The sequence below is a fragment of the Exiguobacterium sp. SH1S21 genome, assembly GCF_004337175.1.
Classification (GTDB): Bacteria; Bacillota; Bacilli; order Exiguobacteriales; family Exiguobacteriaceae; genus Exiguobacterium; species Exiguobacterium aurantiacum_A.
Genome location: NZ_SJUY01000005.1, coordinates 93,097 through 113,570, shown reverse-complemented (window position 1 = coordinate 113,570; position 20,474 = coordinate 93,097). Strand labels below are relative to the sequence as shown.

17 protein-coding genes and 1 other annotated feature are annotated in these 20,474 nt (G+C 53.6%); of the genes, 13 read left to right on the top strand and 4 right to left on the bottom strand.

Going from position 1 to position 20,474, the window contains the following annotated elements; translation table 11 throughout:
• Nucleotides 1–544: 544 nt before the first annotated feature.
• The 12 genes from EVJ24_RS08570 to EVJ24_RS08515 all read left to right on the top strand — a co-directional run bounded on the left by EVJ24_RS08570 (nucleotide 545) and on the right by EVJ24_RS08515 (nucleotide 16,974).
• Entirely contained in the window at nucleotides 545–1,450 is a 906-nt protein-coding gene (locus EVJ24_RS08570) for a hypothetical protein (protein WP_071399356.1), read from the top strand.
• 98 nt (nucleotides 1,451–1,548) lie between these two features.
• Nucleotides 1,549–2,841: a trigger factor gene (gene tig / locus EVJ24_RS08565; RefSeq protein ID WP_070327725.1), complete on the top strand. Its 1,293-nt coding sequence runs from the start codon at nucleotides 1,549–1,551 to the stop codon at nucleotides 2,839–2,841.
• 210 nt (nucleotides 2,842–3,051) lie between these two features.
• A complete protein-coding gene (gene clpX / locus EVJ24_RS08560; protein ID WP_131440981.1) occupies nucleotides 3,052–4,320 on the top strand; it encodes an ATP-dependent protease ATP-binding subunit ClpX in 1,269 nt (422 codons plus the stop codon).
• 71 nt (nucleotides 4,321–4,391) lie between these two features.
• Entirely contained in the window at nucleotides 4,392–6,695 is a 2,304-nt protein-coding gene (gene lon / locus EVJ24_RS08555; protein WP_131440980.1) for an endopeptidase La, read from the top strand.
• Nucleotides 6,692–7,288, top strand: a complete 597-nt coding sequence (yihA, locus tag EVJ24_RS08550; protein WP_071399358.1) for a ribosome biogenesis GTP-binding protein YihA/YsxC — start codon at nucleotides 6,692–6,694, stop codon at nucleotides 7,286–7,288. The genes lon and yihA overlap by 4 nt, the downstream gene beginning before the upstream one ends.
• Nucleotides 7,289–7,383: 95 nt before the next feature.
• A complete protein-coding gene (locus tag EVJ24_RS08545) occupies nucleotides 7,384–8,556 on the top strand; it encodes an AI-2E family transporter (RefSeq protein WP_236637605.1) in 1,173 nt (390 codons plus the stop codon).
• 187 nt (nucleotides 8,557–8,743) lie between these two features.
• The gene (gene hemA / locus EVJ24_RS08540) at nucleotides 8,744–10,087 is read left to right on the top strand and encodes a glutamyl-tRNA reductase (RefSeq protein WP_131440978.1); all 1,344 of its coding nucleotides are present in this window, start codon (nucleotides 8,744–8,746) and stop codon (nucleotides 10,085–10,087) included.
• A gap of 58 nt (nucleotides 10,088–10,145) precedes the next feature.
• The gene (hemC, locus tag EVJ24_RS08535) at nucleotides 10,146–11,063 is read left to right on the top strand and encodes a hydroxymethylbilane synthase (RefSeq protein WP_131440976.1); all 918 of its coding nucleotides are present in this window, start codon (nucleotides 10,146–10,148) and stop codon (nucleotides 11,061–11,063) included.
• Nucleotides 11,056–11,721, top strand: coding sequence for a uroporphyrinogen-III synthase (locus tag EVJ24_RS08530; RefSeq protein WP_131440975.1), 666 nt, complete (start codon nucleotides 11,056–11,058; stop codon nucleotides 11,719–11,721). Before hemC ends, EVJ24_RS08530 begins: the two co-directional genes overlap by 8 nt.
• Entirely contained in the window at nucleotides 11,718–12,698 is a 981-nt protein-coding gene (gene hemB, locus EVJ24_RS08525; RefSeq protein ID WP_131440973.1) for a porphobilinogen synthase, read from the top strand. The genes EVJ24_RS08530 and hemB overlap by 4 nt, the downstream gene beginning before the upstream one ends.
• On the top strand, nucleotides 12,695–13,999 hold the full coding sequence (hemL, locus tag EVJ24_RS08520) for a glutamate-1-semialdehyde 2,1-aminomutase (protein WP_131440971.1): 1,305 nt from the start codon (nucleotides 12,695–12,697) through the stop codon (nucleotides 13,997–13,999). Before hemB ends, hemL begins: the two co-directional genes overlap by 4 nt.
• Before the next feature lie 47 nt (nucleotides 14,000–14,046).
• Nucleotides 14,047–14,267 (top strand) — a binding site (T-box leader).
• Nucleotides 14,268–14,322: 55 nt separating this feature from the next.
• A complete protein-coding gene (locus EVJ24_RS08515) occupies nucleotides 14,323–16,974 on the top strand; it encodes a valine--tRNA ligase (RefSeq protein WP_131440969.1) in 2,652 nt (883 codons plus the stop codon).
• 91 nt (nucleotides 16,975–17,065) lie between these two features.
• Here EVJ24_RS08515 and EVJ24_RS15365 read toward each other — a convergent pair whose 3' ends face one another.
• From EVJ24_RS15365 to EVJ24_RS08505, 4 genes are all read right to left on the bottom strand, one after another.
• Complete coding sequence (locus EVJ24_RS15365; protein WP_161567329.1) at nucleotides 17,066–17,242, bottom strand: hypothetical protein; 177 nt, start codon at nucleotides 17,240–17,242, stop codon at nucleotides 17,066–17,068.
• Nucleotides 17,239–17,433: a hypothetical protein gene (locus tag EVJ24_RS08510; protein ID WP_131440967.1), complete on the bottom strand. Its 195-nt coding sequence runs from the start codon at nucleotides 17,431–17,433 to the stop codon at nucleotides 17,239–17,241. The genes EVJ24_RS15365 and EVJ24_RS08510 overlap by 4 nt, the downstream gene beginning before the upstream one ends.
• Nucleotides 17,430–17,606, bottom strand: a complete 177-nt coding sequence (locus EVJ24_RS15360) for a hypothetical protein (RefSeq protein WP_161568081.1) — start codon at nucleotides 17,604–17,606, stop codon at nucleotides 17,430–17,432. The genes EVJ24_RS08510 and EVJ24_RS15360 overlap by 4 nt, the downstream gene beginning before the upstream one ends.
• Before the next feature lie 88 nt (nucleotides 17,607–17,694).
• Nucleotides 17,695–19,137, bottom strand: coding sequence for a protein adenylyltransferase SelO (locus EVJ24_RS08505; protein ID WP_131440965.1), 1,443 nt, complete (start codon nucleotides 19,135–19,137; stop codon nucleotides 17,695–17,697).
• Between the two features lie 114 nt (nucleotides 19,138–19,251).
• Here EVJ24_RS08505 and EVJ24_RS08500 point away from each other — a divergent pair, with 114 nt between their 5' ends.
• A complete protein-coding gene (locus tag EVJ24_RS08500) occupies nucleotides 19,252–20,466 on the top strand; it encodes a bifunctional folylpolyglutamate synthase/dihydrofolate synthase (protein WP_131440963.1) in 1,215 nt (404 codons plus the stop codon).
• The last annotated feature ends 8 nt before the right edge of the window (nucleotides 20,467–20,474 follow it).

The window sequence follows — 20,474 nt, the reverse complement described above, 5'->3', positions numbered from 1 at the left end:
CAAAACAGAAAGAACCAATTGACAGCAAAGCATTTTTCTATTATAGTTTTCTTGTCAATGTCCCAATAGCTCAGCTGGATAGAGCAACGCCCTTCAAGACAAATAGGAGCCTTTATAGGGAAACAGAAACCTATAGAGTGGACGACACTATATCGGTGAAGCCTTAACAGATCATGCTGATGGTAATACCGAGGAAACTTGTATCCTTTCGAGGTCAAGGTGGTTCAAAGGACTAAAGGGTCAGCCTTTAGAGGTAGAACCATTGAAGGAACAATTTGTTCGTGAGGTTCCGTAGAGACTACACGTGTCGCACCTGAAATGGTGAAGATATAGTCCAGACTACAAACAACATGCGTTGGTGGCGAAAGCCATGGTGGTAAGCTAAGGCGTCGGTCGGGGGTTCGAATCCCTCTTGGGACACTTCCATTTAAAATAGAGATAGCCTCCACGGAGGTTGTCTCTTTTTTCGTTTTCCGGGGTATTGATTGACAACGCAGCAATTCCTAAGGAAGATGGAGATGGATGGAAGAAAGGGTGTGTGAAGATGGAAAAAGAGCGGGAGTACCCGTTTCCAGGGAACTGGTCGCGGCTGCAGAAGATGATTCAAGAAGCGGATGCGGCCGGGGAGCGGCAACGGGTCGAGCCGATCCTATGGGATTGGTACGCAGCCGTCAAAGGCGATCAGTTTATTTTCATGGAAATTTTTCAATGTTTGATGGAGCGTCCGGAAGAGCCGGAAACGCTTGAAAAACTCGAAGAACTCGTCACGACGCAGATTCATGAGGCAGAAGAACCGGCAGCCGGCGGGCTTCAAATTGCCCAGTACTACATCATGCGTGACCAACCTTTCGAGGCGGCACACTGGATTCATCAATATTTAGAGTGGCAAGACAAGGCCGATCAAGTGAACACCCAAGCTTACCAAGTGCTCCAAGTACTTAAGATGACCGAGTTTCCGGCGGCCATCGCCAAACTGAAACGGACGGTTCATCGTGGCAGTGTCGGGGAACAGATTGAACTGCTCGAGCACGTCCATTTCAATATCGATGACGTACTCGACAACGTATTGAAGGAACTGCTCCTTGAAGATCGCCCAAAATTGATGAAGTTGATCGTGCTCGAAAAAGCGTTCGAAGAACTGTCCGTCATCGAATGGGTCGACCTCGAAACGCATCATCGGCTGACGCAGGCAGAGGCACAAGTGAAGATGGACGAATGGGAGCATGTGGTCCACGATTTGCAGAAGGCCGTCAAAGGCGACGAAATCGCGACGCAACTGCTCATGAACTACATGTATACGCACTATCCGTTCACACCGGGTGAGACATCTGAAATCGAGACAGCCGTCGTGAAAGCGAAAGCAGCGATCCTGAACGATGAAGAAACAGACGGGCTCGCGGCTGAAATTTTAGAGGCGGACATCCGGTTCACGCAAGCGTTTCTAGACTAAATCCTTGTGTGCAGTCACCGGATTTATGCTATAATACTGATTGTTGTACATTTTTGTACGGTATAGAAGAATAAACGAATTTGTTGGAGGGACTTAGCATGACAGCAAAATGGGAAAAAACATCAGGTAGCCAAGGCGTACTCACGTACGAAGCACCTGCAGAAGCATTCAATAAAGCAGTCGACGCAGCATTTAAAGATGTCGTCAAAAACTTGAACGTACCTGGCTTCCGTAAAGGGAAATTGCCACGTCCAATGTTCAACAAAATGTACGGAGAAGAAGCACTCTTCCAAGATGCGCTTGATATCCTCTACCGTGACACAATCCAATCTGCAGTCGAAGAAGCTGGTTTCGAACCAATGGCTCTCGAAAACATCGACGTTGATGGCACGCTCGAAAAAGGTCAGCCGGTTACTTTCAAAGTAACATTCGTGGTTGAACCAGAAGCTGAGCTCGGCGACTACAAAGGTCTCGAGTACGATGCTGTAGAAACGAACGTCACAGACGAAGAAGTCGCAGCAGAACTTGACGCCCTCAAAGAGCAAGGCGCAGAACTTGCTGTTAAAGAAGGCGCAGTCGAAAACGGCGATACAGCTGTCTTTGATTTCGCAGGTTTCGCTGAAGGCGAGCAATTCGAAGGTGGCACGGCTGAAAACTACACACTTGAAATCGGTTCAGGTCAATTCATTCCTGGATTCGAAGAGCAAATGGTAGGCATGACTGCTGGTGAAGAAAAAGACATCGAAGTAACATTCCCTGAAGAGTACCACGCTGACAACTTGGCGGGTAAACCAGCGACGTTCAAAGTCAAACTTCACGAAGTAAAAGCGAAGCAAGTTCCTGAGCTCGACGACGAGTTCGCAAAAGACATCGACGAGTCAGTAGCATCACTCGACGAGTTGAAAGCGAAAATTCGTGAGCGCTTAGAAGCTGCGAAGCAACAAGAAGCTGATGGCACGATGCGCGACCAACTCGTTGAGCAAGCAACTGCTAACGCGACAATCGACGTACCTGCAATCCTCATCGACCAAGAAGTAGACCGCATGGTTCAAGAGTTCGGTACTCGTGTATCTTCACAAGGCATCGACCTCAACATGTACTTCGAACTCACTGGCACAACAGAAGAAGCTATGCGTGAAGAGATGAAAGAGCAAGCTGAAGAGCGCGTTAAAGCTCGTCTCGTCTTGAAAGCAATCGCTGAAAAAGAAGCGATCGAAGTGACTGATGAAGATGCTGAGAAAGAACTCGAAGAAATGTCTAAACTCTACAACATCGCACCGGATCAACTCCGTACGATGCTCGCACCGCAAGGCGGAATCGAGACACTTAAAGGTGACCTCAAATTCCGTAAGGCGATCGACATCCTCGTTGAAACTGGTAAAGCGAAGTAATTAGATGAGAGGAGGGCGACTGCGACGCAGTCGTCCTTTTTTCTGTCACGACACATTACGTGTGTTAATCTTTGAAGTCGCTATATGTTCATGCTACAATTATTGCAACGCAGAGATGTAAATGTTTTTTCGTGAGTGCTTTGCACCTGAAAATACAAATAGGCGATTTATCGCACTTACATCCATTTCCATTCAGAAGGGGTGTACCGAATGTTCAAATTTAACGAGGAAAAGGGACAACTTAAATGCTCGTTTTGCGGGAAATCGCAAGAACAAGTCCGTAAACTAGTCGCCGGTCCTGGCGTATACATTTGTGACGAATGTATTGAACTTTGCAATGAAATCGTTGAGGAAGAGCTCGGTGTCGAAGAAGAAGTTGAATTCAAAGACATTCCAAAACCACAAGAGATCCGTAATATCCTTGACGAATACGTCATCGGTCAAGACCGGGCGAAACGTGCGCTTTCGGTAGCTGTCTACAACCACTATAAACGTATCAATGCCGGTGGCCGTTCTGATGATGTCGAACTTTCGAAGTCGAACATCGTCATGATCGGACCAACTGGTAGCGGTAAAACGCTTCTCGCTCAGACGATGGCTCGCGTCTTGAACGTCCCGTTCGCTATCGCGGACGCGACGAGTTTGACAGAAGCCGGTTACGTCGGGGAAGACGTCGAGAACATCTTGCTCAAGCTGATCCAATCGGCTGACTACGATGTCGAAAAAGCTGAAAAAGGGATTATCTATATCGATGAAATCGATAAGATTGCCCGTAAGTCGGAAAACCCATCAATCACGCGTGACGTGTCTGGTGAAGGGGTCCAACAAGCCTTGCTCAAGATTCTTGAAGGAACGACTGCGAGCGTACCGCCACAAGGTGGACGGAAGCATCCGCATCAAGAGTTCATCCAAATCGATACGACGAACATTCTTTTCATCGTCGGTGGCGCATTCGCCGGCATCGAAGCGGTCGTCAAACGCCGCATCGGGAAGAAAGTCATCGGTTTCGGGAACGATCAAGAAAATCGCGAGATGACGCAAGAAGACTTGCTCGCCCGCGCATTGCCGGAAGATCTTCAAAAATTCGGCTTGATCCCTGAATTTATCGGACGTCTACCGGTCATGGCGACGCTCACGACGCTCGACGAGGAAGCACTCGTCGAAATCTTGACGAAGCCGAAAAACGCGCTCGTCCGTCAGTACGAGAAAATGCTCGAACTCGACGATGTCGAACTCACGTTCACAGACGAGTCATTGATTGAAATTGCCAAGCTTGCGATCAAACGCAAGACAGGTGCACGTGGTCTCCGCTCGATTATCGAAGAAATGATGCTCGATGTGATGTTTACTGTCCCATCGCGTGATGATATCGAGAAAGTCATCATTACAGACGAAACGATTACGGGTCTTGCCGGTCCGAAATATGTTCTCCGTGATGGTACTGTCGAACAGACTGGGGACAACAAAGAGACAGCATAATCTTTTAACGAAAAAGGCTCAAACACTCGGCACACCCGAGTTTTGGGCCTTTTTGCACAGGAGGCGTTGTAATGGAACAATTACCAATTCTTCCTTTGCGTGGAGTTGTCGTTTATCCGCTGATCGGAGTGACGATCGACGTCGGGCGACCGCTCTCATTACGAGCACTCCTTGCCGCAAAGGAACACGAGACAGACTTGATTGTCGTCACGCAAAAAGAGACAGGCAAAGAATCACCTGAACCGGAAGACCTTTACGCGATCGGGACGCGGGTCCACATCGCCAAGATGAGCGAACTGTCGAACGATACGGTACGGGTCCGCCTCGTCGGGAAAGAACGCGTCAAAATCAACGCCGTCGAAGTGACGAAAGACGGCTGGTTTGCTGACGTCGACTCGCTTGAACTCGTTGAAGGGGAAGAAGTCGAGCGGACGGCACTCGTGCGGCTGTTGAAAGAACAGTTCGGCAAACTCGTCGGGACGATTAAAGGCCTGTCACCGGACGAGCGTCGTCGGTTTGAGATGTATGAGCGGCTCGAGTCATTGACCGACTATATCTCTTCAAAACTCGATGTCGATGTCGACATTCGCCAAGCGATGCTTGAAGAACCAGACGCGGTCAAACGCGGACTCGAACTGCTCGAGATCATGACTCACGAAGTCGAGATCATCGAGCTCGAGCAAGAGTTGCGTGAACGGACGAAGAAGACGATTGAACAAGCGCAAAAAGAGTACTACTTACGTGAACAGATGAAGACGATTCAACAAGAACTCGGGGACCAGTCGCAAGAGTCGGAACCGAACCGTCTCCTTGAGAAGCTCGAGGCGCTCGACTTGCCGGAAACGACACGGAAGAACGTCATGCGGGAAGCGGAACGGTTGAACGTCGTCCCGGCGACGTCACCTGAGTACGCCGTCATCCGCAACTACCTCGATTGGATCGTCTCGCTGCCGTGGGGAATTGAAACCGAAGATAAATTGGACGTCAAACATGCGGCCGGTGTCCTCGACGACGACCATTACGGGCTCGAATCGGTCAAAGACCGGATCCTCGAATATTTGGCGGTCCGTCAATTGACGAACTCGCTGCGTGGACCGATCCTTTGTCTCGCCGGACCTCCAGGAGTCGGGAAGACGTCGCTCGCCCGCTCGATCGCTTCGGCGCTCGAACGTAACTTCGTCCGCGTCTCGCTCGGCGGGGTGCGTGATGAGGCTGAGATTCGCGGTCACCGCCGGACGTATATCGGCGCGATGCCAGGCCGGATCATCCGTGGCTTGAAGCAAGCTGAAAGTAAGAACCCGGTGTTCTTGCTCGATGAGATTGACAAGATGGCGTCGGACTTCCGGGGCGACCCGGCTTCGGCGATGCTCGAAGTGCTCGACCCGGAACAGAACGTCTCGTTCTCGGACCATTACATCGAGGAGCCGTTCGATTTATCGAACGTGCTGTTCATCGCGACGGCGAACGACGTCTCGCAAATTCCGGCCCCGCTCCTCGACCGGATGGAACTCATTCAAATCGGCGGCTACACGGAGCTCGAAAAAGTCGAGATCGCGAAACGCCACTTGATTCCGAAACAGTATAAAGAACACGGCTTGAAAAAGAGCCAGCTCACGATTAAAGAAGACGCGCTCTATGAAGTCGTCCGCCGCTACACACGTGAGGCCGGCGTCCGTAACCTTGAGCGCGTCATCGGATCGCTTTGCCGGAAAGCGGCGAAACAGATCGCGATCGGCGAGAAGAAACGTGTCACCGTGTCGCTCAAAGTCCTAAGCGACTACCTCGGGAAACCGAAGTATCGTTACGGCAAAGGCGAGACGGAAGACTCGATCGGAGCGGTCACAGGCCTCGCTTACACGGCGTTCGGCGGCGATACGCTCACGATCGAAGTCGCGCTCGCACCGGGCAAAGGCAAGCTGCAGTTGACGGGGAAACTCGGCGACGTCATGCAGGAGTCGGCGCAGACGGCGTACAGTTACGTCCGCTCGAACGCGGAACGGTTCGGGATCGACCCGACGTTCTACGAGCGGCAAGACGTGCACATCCACGTCCCGGAAGGTGCCGTCCCGAAAGACGGACCATCCGCCGGGATCACGATCGCGACGGCGCTCATCTCGGCCTTGACCGGGAAAAAAGTCCGTCGTGACATCGGGATGACCGGAGAGATCACGCTCCGTGGCCGTGTCCTGCCGATTGGCGGCTTGAAAGAAAAAGCGCTCGCCGCACACCGGGCCGGACTCACGACCATCATCATCCCGAAAGACAATGAACGTGACATCGATGACATTCAAGACACCGTCCGTGAAAAACTGACGTTCGTCCCGGTCACGATGCTCGATCAAGTATTAGAAGTAGCATTTGGAGGAAAACAATGAAAATCAATAAAGCAGAATTTATTACGAGTGCCGTGGCGCCGGACCATTATCCGGTCCACGAGTTGCCAGAAGTCGCACTCGCCGGCCGTTCGAACGTCGGGAAATCGTCATTCATCAACAAGATCTGTCAGCGTAAAGCACTCGCCCGGACATCATCAAAACCGGGGAAGACGCAGACGCTGAACTTCTTCAACATCAATGACGAGATCATGTTCGTCGACGTCCCGGGCTACGGGTATGCCAAAGTTTCGAAGACCGAGCGTGAGAAGTGGGGCGTCATGATGGAGCAATACTTGACGTCGCAAAGCGCACTCAAAGGTGTCGTCCTCTTGGTCGATATCCGACACGAGCCGTCGGGTGATGACGTGACGATGTACAATTTCTTGAAACATTATGAGATTCCGGTCATCGTCGTCGCGACGAAACTCGATAAGATCAAGAAAGCGCAGCGCCAGAAACATGAGGCGGCCGTGAAGCGGAAGCTTCAATTCGAATCGACTGACCGATTCGTATCTTTCTCGGCCGAAACGGCAGAAGGAAAAGACGAAGCGTGGAAAGCCATCTACGATTTGTTGACGGACGACGAGGGATAACCCCCTCGTCTTTTTGTTTTTAGGGTTACGTGAACGGGTAAGTATCGTATAATTGTCATATTGTATAGCAATACATTAATGAACGAGGTGGAAAGATGCAGAGAATGTTTGAAAGCAAATGGTATCGCTTCTTATTTTGGACGTTGACGATCTTCTTAGTGATCTTGGTCGGGACAGAGATCTCATTCGTGTTCGAACCGATCCAAGTCATATTGGCGCTCGTCACGGTACCGCTTATTATTTCAGGACTTTTCTTTTATTTTCTCGTTGGAGTCGTCGATTATCTAGAACGACGGTCCGGGAAACGTGGCATGTCAGTCGCAATCACGTTAACATCGCTTATCCTGATTATCACGCTCGTGTTCAGTATTCTCGGGCCGGTGCTCGTCGGACAAGTGACCGATCTCGTCAACGCGATGCCGAGCATCGCCAAAGAGTTGCAGCAACAAGCGTTCTCAGTGCGTGACTCGCTCATGCAAAACGAGTTCCTATCGCGCTTCATGGCGGAGAACGATGACATGTTCACCGATTTGACCAACAATGTCACCACATACCTCGGTGATATTTTTGGCAATATCGCTTCTTCATTCGGCCAAGTCATCGGATTCATTACATCAGCCGTCATCACGATCGTCGTCATTCCATTCATGTTGCTCTATATGCTACTTGACGGGAAACGTTTGCCGGACTCGATCGTCAAGCTGTTGCCATCGAGCTATGAGAAAGAAACACGTAAAATTTTGAACGACATGCATACGACCGTTAAAAACTATGTGCACGCCCAACTGATCGTCGCGTTCTTCGTCGGGATCACGTCGCTCATCGGTCTTTGGATCATCGGTGTCGACTACGCCATCTTGCTCGCACTCTTCATGATGGTGACGAACATCATCCCGTACGTCGGACCGTTCCTCGGGGCGGCACCGGCCGTCGTCGTCGCCTTCATCCAAGATCCGATCAAAGTGCTCTGGGTCATCCTCGTCATCATCATCGTCCAACAGATTGAGGCGAACGTCATCTCCCCGCTCATTCAAGGGAAGACGCTCAAAGTGCATCCGCTTACGATTATCATCGTCTTGCTCGTGGCCGGTAACTTGGCTGGGATCATCGGGATGTTGATCGCGGTTCCGACGTATGCGGTGGCGAAAGTCGTCGTCAAAAACATCGTCCGCATCTATAAATTGAAGGAGCGACAACATTACCTCGAGTCGGAAGAAGAAGACAAGCCGGAAAGTACGATTATCACAGATTCATCGTCACTTAAATGACGAAACAAGTAGAAATGGCCAATTTGACCGTTTCTACTTTTTTTCGTCACAAAAAGTTCTTAAATTATTTCACAAAAATCGAACAGAAGATTATAGTTCCTAAATAAAAATTGTTATAATGTACGGTAGAGATGTAAAAAAAGAAAAGACAACCGCCACTGTGATTTTAGATGAGGGGAAGAGGTACATGCATATTGTCGTCGTCGGACTAAATAACAAGACAGCCCCTGTCGCGATTCGGGAGCAGTTCTCGTTTGGGGAGCAAGAAATCGTGGACGCGATGATCGCGCTCCGCGAAGAGAAAAGCATTTTTGAATCGGTTATTTTGTCGACCTGTAACCGTACCGAGCTATACGTCGTCACAGACCAGCTCCATACGGGTCGTTATTATACAAAACGTTTTTTAGCGAACTGGTTCGATCTTGAGATGGATCAGTTCACACCATACTTGTCGATCCGTGAAGGGGAAGAAGCGATTCGTCACTTATTCCGTGTCACGTCAGGTCTCGACTCGATGATTATCGGGGAAACGCAAATTTTAGGACAAGTGAAGTCAAGTTTCTTCCGCGCCCAAGAGAACGGGACGACGGGGACAGTGTTTAATAAATTGTTCAAAGAAGCCGTGACGCTCGCCAAACGGGCCCATACTGACACGCAAATTGGGGAAATGTCGGTATCGGTCAGCTCGGCTGCGGTCGCGCTCGCGCAAGAGATGTACACGCGCCTCGATGACAAACAAGTCGTCGTCGTCGGTGCAGGCGAGACGGGTGAGCTGACAACGCTCAACTTGTTCGAAGCCGGCGCCAAACAAATTGCGGTCTTCAACCGGACTGAAAGCAAAGCGAAAGCGGTCGCTGACAAGTTCAAAGGCCGGGCCCACTCGATCCGCGAGATCGCCTGTGGACTGCTCGATGCCGATATTTTGATCAGCTCGACCGGCGCCAAAGAAGCCGTTATCGCGTATGACGACGTCGCCGCAGCACAATTGTTGCGCCGGGAACGTCCACTTCTTCTCATCGACATTGCTGTGCCGCGAGATATCGATCCAGCGGTCCGGTCGCTTCCGGGCGTCCATTTGTTTGATGTCGACGACTTGAACGGGATCGTCAATAAAAACTTGGCAGCCCGTCTCGTCGAGGCAGAGAAGATTGAAGTGAAGATTGATGAGGCGATTCAAGAGTTCCAAGCGTGGCTCGTCACGCTCGGTGTCGTGCCAATCATGAACGAGTTGCGCTCACGTGCGCTCACTGTCCAAGAAGAGACGATGGAAAGTCTTGAGCGCAAGCTCGACCATCTGTCGGACCGGGACAAGAAAGTCATCGGCAAGCACATGAAGTCGATCATCAACCAGATGCTTCGTGAACCGATCGACTACATTAAAGACGCGGCCGCTCAACCGGACGCGAACACGCGCATCGCTCAGTTCGTCGAAGCGTTCGCGCTAGACGTCGACGTTCCGACTACGGACACAGAACCGGAAGAGCTAGAAGCGATGGCAGCTAAAGCACCACTTCGCGCATTGATGCGCTAATACAAACCAAAAAGGCGGCGAATCTCGTCGCCTTTTTCTATGAAGGGGACTAAACATTATGCGTAAAATTATCGTCGGCTCACGCCGCTCACAACTCGCGATGACACAGACGAAATGGGTCATCGAACAATTGAAGCAAGCCGGGGCCCAGAACGAGTTCGAGATTAAAGAAATCGTGACAAAAGGCGACCAAATCGTCGACGTCCAACTGTCGAAAGTCGGCGGGAAAGGCTTGTTCGTCAAAGAGATCCAACAGCAGATGCTTGCCGGGGATATCGATTTTGCCGTCCACAGTATGAAAGACGTCCCGGCCGAACTGCCAGAAGACCTCTTTATCAGCTGTATGCCAAAACGTGTCGACGCACGTGACGTGTTGATTTGCGAGAACGGCTACACGCTCGAGACGTTGCCGCAAGGTGCAGTCATCGGGACGAGCTCGCTCCGTCGCGGTGCGCAGATGCTCGCGGCCCGTCCGGACTTCGAAATCCAATGGATTCGCGGCAACATCGACACGCGCTTGAAAAAACTCGATACCGAGAACTTCAACGCCATCTTGCTCGCGAAAGCGGGACTTGAGCGCATGGGTTGGACCGACCGCGTCAAGTTCGAGGCGCTCGATGCCGACATGATGGTACCGGCCGTCGGACAAGGCGTGCTCGCGATCGAGAGCCGGAAAGACGACGCCGAAGTGACGCAGATTTTACAACTCCTTCACGATGACGTAACGGCGAAAGCTGCGACGGCGGAGCGGACGTTCTTGAAGGCGATCGAAGGCAGCTGCCACGTACCGGTCGGCGGCTACGCGACGGTCGACGGGGACACGGTAACGCTCACCGGCTTGATCGCCTCGGTCGACGGCAAAGACGTGCTCCGTGTGACGAAAACGTCAACGGACGAAGTCGCTCTCGGTCAAGACGTCGCTGACGACTTGCTCGGACGCGGCGGACGCGAGATCCTCGCCTCGGTCAATGTGTGACGTCTGGTACACAGGGACAAAACGACTGACCGCTTCGCAACGGGCCTTGCTCGATGCGAGCGGTCTTTCCGTTCATCACGTCCCGATGATCGAGACAAGGCTGACCGGGAAACCAATGCCAACTGATTCGTTCGATTGGCTCGTCATCACGAGTCAAACCGCTGTCCCAGCGCTTCAAGACGTTCCTCGGAACGTTCAAGTCGCCGCCGTCGGCGAGAAGACGCGGGACGCGCTCGAGGCAGAAGGATTCACCGTTTCGCTCATGCCAGAGACGTATACGGGCGAGGCGTTGTTCCGCGAGTTGGCGAACGTCGTCGCTGAGGAGGACGTCGTTTTGTTCGCCCGTGGGGATTTGGCGAACACCGAGCACATGCAGCAATTGCCGCATGTGTACGACTGGGTCGTCTATGAGACGGTCGAGAAAGCACTCACGGCCGATCAAGCGGCCGCGCTCGAACACGTCGAGGCGCTGCTCGTGCTCAGTCCGTCCGCGGTCCACGCGCTCACACCATACCTCGAGCGGTTTCACGGCACGTGGTATGCCATCGGCGAAGTGACGGAGCGTGCCGTCCGAGAAGTGTCGACGTTACCGGTCCGAGTGCCTGAGTGTTATACTATGGATGCATTAATACAGTGTGTAGGGGGAGATTTTTCATGAACCAATTCGACCGTCACCGTCGTCTGCGCTCGTCGAAGTCGATGCGTGCACTCGTACGTGAAAACCATGTTCGGAAAGAAGATTTGATTTATCCGCTCTTCGTCGTCGAAGGGACAAATATTAAACGCGAAGTCAGCTCGATGCCTGGCGTCTTCAACTTCTCGCTCGATCGTCTCGAAGACGAGATCCGTGAGCTCGTCGACCTCGGGCTCGAGTCCGTTCTCTTGTTCGGTGTACCTGAGCATAAAGATCCGGAAGGCACGGAAGCGTACCACGACCACGGCATCGTCCAAGAAGCGATCCGCAAAGTGAAAGAGTGGGCACCACAGCTCACGGTCATCGCCGACACGTGCCTCTGTGAATATACGTCGACGGGCCACTGTGGCATCGTGAAGAACGGTGACGTCGATAACGACGCGTCACTACCGCTTCACGTCCAGACGGCGATCACGCAAGCGCAAGCGGGCGCAGACATCATCGCACCGAGCTCGATGATGGACGGCTTTGTCGCCGCCATCCGCGAAGGGCTCGACCAAAACGGTTACAGCCACATCCCGATCATGAGCTACGGCGTCAAATACGCATCGGCGTACTACGGACCGTTCCGTGACGCGGCGCAGTCGGCGCCTGGTGAAGGCGACCGCAAAGGCTATCAGATGGACCCGGCCAACCGCCGCGAGGCGTTCCGGGAATCACAGTCGGACGTCGAGCAAGGTGCCGACTTCATGATCGTCAAACCGGCGCTCGCGTTCATGGACATCATCCGCGACATGCGCGACTCGCTCGATATGCCGATCGTGGCGTATAACGTGAGCGGGGAGTACGCGATGATTAAAGCGGCGTCGATGAACGACTGGATCGATGAACAACGTATCGTCATGGAGACGATGGTCGGTTTCAAACGGGCCGGTGCCGATTTGATCGTCACGTATTTCGCAAAAGACGTCTGTCGCTATTTGGAAGGAGAATTCGCATGACATACAAGCAAACTCGCTCAGAAGCAGCGTTCAAACAAGCACTCCCACTCATGCCGGGCGGGGTCAACAGCCCGGTCCGTGCCTATAAATCGGTCGGGATGACGCCGATCTTCGCCGAACGCGGTGAAGGTTCACGCGTCTACGACATCGACGGCAACGAGTACATCGACTACGTCCTCTCATGGGGGCCACTCATTCTCGGTCACCGCGACCCGGTCGTCATGAAAGCGATCCAAGATCAGGCTGAAAAAGGCTGGACGTTCGGGACACCGACAGAGCTTGAGACGAAGATGGCCGAGCTCGTCATCGACCGCGTCCCATCGATCGAGATGGTCCGCATGGTCAACTCCGGTACGGAAGCGACGATGGCGGCTCTCCGCCTGGCACGCGGCTATACGGGCAAGACGAAGATCTTGAAGTTTGAAGGCTGCTACCACGGCCACGGGGACTCGCTCCTCATCAAGGCCGGATCAGGTGTCGCGACACTCGGTCTCCCGGACTCACCGGGCGTCCCGAAAGACTTGGCGAGCCACACGCTCACCGTCCCATACAACGACCTCGACGCGCTTCGCATCGCGTTCGAGAAGCACGGTGACGACATCGCCGGCGTCATCGTCGAGCCGGCTGCCGGCAACATGGGCTTCGTCCCGCCGCAGCCAGGATTCCTCGAAGGACTGCGTGAGATCACGGAACAAAACGGCGCGCTCCTCATCTTTGACGAGGTCATGACCGGCTTCCGCGTCGGTTACAATTGCGCCCAAGGTTACTTCGGCGTGACGCCTGATCTTACGTGCCTCGGCAAAGTCATCGGCGGTGGCCTTCCGGTCGGCGCATACGGCGGCAAACGGGAGATCATGGAACACATCGCACCGCAAGGGCCGATCTACCAAGCAGGGACGCTTTCAGGCAACCCGCTCGCGATGATCGCCGGCTACACGACGCTGTCGCAACTCAAGCCTGAGCACTACGAGGAGTTCGAGCGCAAAGCCGACCGTCTCGCGGCAGGCTTCACGGCAGCGGCCGAGAAATATAACATCCCGCACGACACGAACCGGGCCGGCTCGATGTTCGGCTTCTTCTTCACGAACGAGAAAGTGACGAACTTCGAGAAGGCGAAAACGTCTAACCTCGACATGTTCCGCTCGTACTATCAGAAGATGGCGGGGCGCGGCGTGTTCTTGCCACCGTCACAGTTCGAAGGCTTGTTCTTGTCGACTGTGCATACGGACGAGGATATCGACGCGACGCTCGCTGCGGTCGATGCGACGTTTAAAGAGCTGCAACAAGAGTTTTCACTGTAATCTTGACTGAAACGTCTTCAATCGCTACAATTGTTTAACAGATACGTTTAAAAGCTATGATGAGGAATAGTACGCAACAACACTCCTTTCTAGAGACGCGGCCGCACGGTGCAAGGTCGCGAGGGAAGTGTGCGGAAGTCGCCTCGGAGCTGACCTTTTGAATCAAGTAGGAAGGTTCGGTCCATCGACCGTTATTCGATTTTGAGGGCGCCACGTGTTGGCGAACTAAGGTGGTACCGCGGAAGATACGGCTTCTTTCGTCCTTAGCGTTAAGGACGAGAGCAGCCGTTTTTTGTGTAGACAGATAGAGGAGGATTGGCACAATGACCAACGAAACAAACGAAATCAGCATGCCGACGAAGTACGACCCGAGTGCGACGGAAGCGAAATGGTACGACTATTGGATGGAGAACAACGTGTTCAAGGCGGACGAGGACGACTCGAAACAGCCGTACACGATCGTCATCCCGCCACCGAACGTCACAGGGAAACTTCACCTCGGACACGCGTGGGATACGACGCTCCAAGATCTACTCACGCGCTTGAAGCGGATGCAAGGCTATGACGTCCTCTGGCTCCCAGGGATGGACCACGCCGGTATCGCGACACAGGCGAAAGTTGAACAGAAACTCCGTGAGGACGGCATCATGCGTTACGACCTCGGACGTGAGAAGTTCCTCGAGAAGACGTGGGAATGGAAAGACGAGTACGCCGACACGATCCGTGCCCAGTGGTCAAAACTCGGCCTCGGTCTCGACTACTCGCGTGAACGGTTCACACTCGACGCTGGACTCTCAAAAGCGGTCCAGGAAGTCTTCGTCCGCTTGTATGAAAAAGGCTTGATCTACCGCGGCGAATATATCGTCAACTGGGACCCGGCACAAAAGACGGCCGTCTCCGACATCGAAGTCATCTATCAAGAAGTCGAAGGCGCGTTCTACCATATGAAATATCCGCTCGCTGATGGCTCAGGCCACATCGAGATCGCGACGACACGCCCCGAGACGATGCTCGGCGATACGGCCGTCGCCGTCAACCCGAAAGACGAGCGCTACGCGCACCTCGTCGGTAAGACGATCATGCTCCCGGTCATGAACCGTGAGATCCCGATCGTCGCGGACGACTACGTCGACGTCGAGTTCGGTACCGGTTGCGTGAAGATCACGCCGGCGCACGACCCGAACGACTTTGAAATCGGGAACCGTCACGAGCTTCCACGTATCCTCGTCATGGACGAGTCGGGGACGATGAACGAGAATGCTGGCAAGTACGAAGGGCTCGACCGCTTCGACTGCCGCAAGCAGCTCGTCAAAGACTTAGAAGCGGATGGCACGCTCGTCAAAATCGAGCCGCACACGCACTCGGTCGGTCACTCGGAACGTTCAGGCGCAGTCATCGAGCCTTATCTATCAAAACAATGGTTCGTCGATATGGAGCCACTCGCCAAAGCGGCGCTCGCAGCGCAAGGCAACGACGAGACGAAAGTCAACTTCGTCCCAGAGCGGTTCGAAGGCACGTACCTCCGCTGGATGGAAAACATTCGTGACTGGTGCATCAGCCGTCAACTTTGGTGGGGCCACCGCATCCCGGCTTGGTACCATAACGAGACAGGTGAAATCTATGTAGGGAAAGAAGCGCCGGCTGACATTGAGAACTGGCATCAAGACGAAGACGTGCTCGACACGTGGTTCTCGTCAGCGCTCTGGCCGTTCTCGACGATGGGCTGGCCGGACACGGATTCGGCAGACTTCAAACGCTACTTCCCGACGAGCGCGCTCGTCACGGGTTACGACATCATCTTCTTCTGGGTATCTCGGATGATCTTCCAATCGCTCGAATTCACGGGCAAGCAGCCGTTCAACGACGTGCTCATCCACGGTCTAATCCGTGACTCGGAAGGCCGCAAGATGTCGAAATCGCTCGGTAACGGCGTCGACCCGATGGAAGTCATCGACCAGTACGGTGCCGACTCGCTCCGCTGGTTCCTGCTCACGGGCTCGACACCAGGGAACGACCTTCGCTTCTACTGGGAGAAAATCGAATCGACATGGAACTTCGCGAACAAGATTTGGAACGCGAGCCGCTTCGCCCTCATGAACATGGACGGGATGAAGTTTGAAGACATCGACCTCTCAGGTGAGAAGACGCTCGCCGACAAGTGGATCTTGACGCGCTTGAACGACACGGTCGACCAAGTGACACGCCTCGTCGACAAGTACGAGTTCGGTGAAGCCGGTCGTTACTTGTACAACTTCATCTGGGAAGAGTTCTGTAACTGGTACATCGAGATGGCGAAACTCACGCTCTACGGTGAGGACGAAGCGGCGAAAGCGACGACACGTTCGGTGCTCGCGCATACGCTCGACTCGATCATGCGTCTCATGCATCCGTTCATGCCGTTCTTGACAGAGGAAATTTGGCAGCACTTGCCACACGAAGGCGACTCGATCGTCCGTGCGAGCTATCCGACGCGTCGTGACGACCTCCACTATGCGGAGTCGGTACCGGCGTTCGAAGCGGTCATGAACGTCATCCGTTCGGTTCGTAACATCCGTTCGGAAGTGAACGCACCGATGTCGAAACCGATCCAACTGTTCATCGCGACGAGTGACGATACGACACAAGGTTACTTGAGCGAAAACGAAGCGACAATCGGCAAGTTCACGAATGCGACCGAACTTGAAATCGGACGCGGCTTGACGGCTCCTGACAAGTCGATGTCAGCGATCATGACGGGTGCGGAACTGTTCATCCCTCTCGCCGACTTGATCAACTTCGAAGAAGAGATCGCCCGTCTTGAAAAAGAAGTGGCGAAGTACGAGAAAGAAGTCGAACGCGTGCAGAAGAAACTCGGCAACCCGGGTTTCACCGGCAAAGCACCGGCTCACGTCATCGACGAAGAGAAAGCAAAAGAGAAAGACTACCTCGACAAGCGTGACGCCGTGCGCGCGCGTCTTGAAGAGTTGCGTAAGTAAGACATCAACCTTCTTTGGAGACTTGTTCTCCGAGGAAGGTTTTTTGTCGTTTGGTAGAATTTTAGCATCTAAACGAGAAGAACCCCCGACGTCACGAACGACGTTTGGGGGTTCTCCGACGTAGCCATAAAACATAAAGTCCGATTCCCGTGATCCACAGGAAGTGCATGTAGAGCGAATCAGTCAGCCCGACTCGATACAAATGGACGAGATACACGGCATATAGGAATCCGGCGATGAGCATGATAGTGAAGTAGACGAGCCTCATTCGTGATCGCCTTCGTTCCATCCAGGCAGTTGCTTCGTCACTAAAAAATAAGATGATGTGAACAAGGCGCCAATCGCAAGTCCGGTCCATTGCGGGTGAAGCGGTTGTCCAATGAGGGATAGGTAGAGACTATACACCATATAAGCAGCCGAAAGGATGAGGCAGACAAGTACGGTAAGCATGACCTTCATTTCGTCTCACTCCATTCAAGCTCATTCAAATGTTTCATGAACTGGAAAAACGAGACGATTAAGAAAAAGGCGGGCATGGACCAAATCCAGCCCCCATAAAACGGACCTTGCCATAGCTCGAGCGAAATCAGACAAGCGAAACCAAGCGAGATGAGTGAAGCAAGTAGACGCATAGTAAACCTCCAGAGTGTCGTTTGTCTATAGTACGCATCCAAACGCTAAAAGGTTCCTAAAAAATCCATCCCGCAAAAGCGGAATGGATCACGTGCCACAAAACGTCTGATATGGATACGTCCGCTCTGGTCCCGTCGAGACGTAACGCCCGTAATCGGCTTCATAGTCATACGGTTTCCGCAACACGTCAAGTAAGGCTGTTGTCGGACCGAAGTCACCTCGCTCGGCTGCCGTGATTGCCGCTTCGACGTGATAGTTGCGCGGGATGACGGCCGGGTTGTGTTGGTGCATAAGTCGCGTCACATCAGCGTGCGGGAGACCTTGTTCAGCGAGTCGTTTACGCCATGCCGAAAGCCAGGCCTTCCCATCGTCACGCGACGCGAACGGAAGTGACTCCGTTTCTCCTAGCGTGAGCGCGCGGAACGTGTTCGTGAAATCAGCCTCGGTCTCCATCATGAGCCGGAGCAGTTCGTCCGTCAGCGCGTCATCGCCGTCTTTTCGGACGTAGAGGCCGATTTTATGGGCGAGTCCGGTGAAGTACGCTTGTTTATAAATCTCCGTATAATCGTTCAACAAACGATTGGCGATGTCGACGGCAGCTTCTTGCGTGTCGGCGAGCAGCGGCAACAGCGTCTCGGCGAGTCGGGCCAAGTTCCACGACCCGATATACGGCTGGTTCGCGTAGGCGTAACGGCCCTCGCGGTCGATCGAGCTGAAGACGGTGTGCGGATGGTACGAGTCCATGAAGGCGCACGGGCCGTAGTCGAGCCCTTCACCGCTGATGAACGTGTTATCCGTGTTCATGACACCGTGGATGAAGCCGACGAGTTGCCAATCGGCGATCAGCTTCGCCTGACGTTCGATGACGCGTCCGAGGAACGCTTCGTAGCGGTCAGGACGACCTTCAAGACTTGAGTCGTGACGATGGATCGCATAGTCGGCGAGGGCGGTGACGTCATCGATCGACCCGGCCGCGGCCGCGTATTGGAACGTGCCGACGCGGATATGGCTCGAGGCGACACGGGTCAGGACGGCACCGTGCTTCGGCCCTTGACGCATGACCGGTTCACCTGTCTTGACGACGGCAAGTGCCCGGTTCGTCGGGATGCCGAGCGCGTGCATCGCTTCACTAATCAAATATTCGCGTACCATCGGCCCGATGGCGGCCCGGCCGTCACCACCGCGTGAGTATTCGGTCGGTCCTGAGCCTTTCAACTGCACGTCGACCCGTTTACCGTTCGCTGTGACGTGTTCCCCTAAGAAGAGGGCGCGTCCGTCACCGAGCATCGTGAAGTTGCCGAACTGATGCCCGGCGTACGCTTGCGAGAACGACGTGTCGGTCTGCCGGTTTCCGGACAGGAGCGCCACGTCTTCTTTCAATGCATCAATATCGAGTCCGAGTGTCTCGGCGAGGGGTTCATTCAATAAGACGAGTTCTGGTTTGTCGACCGGGTTGATCGGCCCACGGTCGTAAAACATGTCACGAAGTTCGACGTATGTCGCTTCAAGGTTCCAACCTGTGTCTTTCATCTGAATTCCTCCTATCTCTGTTCGCTTCGAGTATAGCACAGCCGATTCTCTGCGTAGGCCTTCGTGAATTTTGGTAAGATGGGAGGGAAGTGTTAGAACAGGGGTGGGTTAAAGATGGAGACAAGACAAGACGTATTTGAATGGCTGAACGGACAACTGCGGTTCGGGATCAAGCCTGGATTGAATCGAGTCGAGTGGATGCTCGAGACGTTACAGATTGACGAATTGCCGTCGATTCACGTGGCCGGGACGAACGGGAAGGGATCGACCGTCGCGTTTTTGCGGGCGATGGCTATCGCTGAAGGGTTGAACGTCGGGACGTTCATCTCGCCGTACATCATCCAGTTCGAGGAGCGGATCATGTTGAACGGCGAACCGATTCGCGAGGTTGATCTCGTCCGTATCGCGAACCGTGTCCGTGACCGTGCCGATGAGTCGCCGGAGACGTTGACCGAGTTTGAACTGCTGACGGTCATGGCGTGGCTGTACTTCCATGAACAGCAACCGGACCTTATCATTTGGGAAGTCGGTCTCGGGGGCCGGCTCGATTCGACGAACGTCTTGAAGCGACCGCTCGCGACGATCGTGACGTCGATTGGCCACGACCATCAAGGTATACTCGGTGATACGCTCGCAGAGATTGCCAAGGAGAAGTTCGGCATCATGAAACGAGGCGTCCCGATGTTCCATAGTTTGGACGATGCGCAGTTGAGCGCTTTGCTCGAACAACAAGGACGGACGATGGAGTCACCGGTGCATGCGGTCACACCGCTCATCGAGTCGATCGAAGGCGGGGCCGACACAACCGTTACATATGAAGGACTGCCTGCTGCGGCGCTCGGCTTGACGGGTCATCATCAAGCCTACAACGGGGCGTGCGCCGTCGCGGTCGCCCGTCATCTCGGGTGGAAGACCGAGTCGATATTGACAGGGCTTGAGACGGCACAACATCCGGGGCGCTATGAGATCATCTCAAAAGAGCCGCGGATCATTTTAGACGGGGCGCATAATGCGGAAGGCGTAGCGGCACTCTGTGAGCAACTTCGTCTAGAAGAAAATGTCACCGTGCTTGTCGCGACTCTTGCCGATAAGGACCGTGAAGCGATAATCAAATCGTTAGGGATGCTCGCGACCGTTTATGAGACGACGTTCGACTTTCCGCGGGCACGGACGCAAGCGAGTCTAGTTGAAGCAGGAGCGAACTATGTGGAGTGGACAGGCTGGTTGGTGGAATGGATGCGTTCGCCACAAACGAAAACGCTCGTCGTGACGGGGTCGCTTTACTTTATTAGTGAAGTGAGAACGTATTTCCAAAGTTTTCAAAAATGACCTTGTTT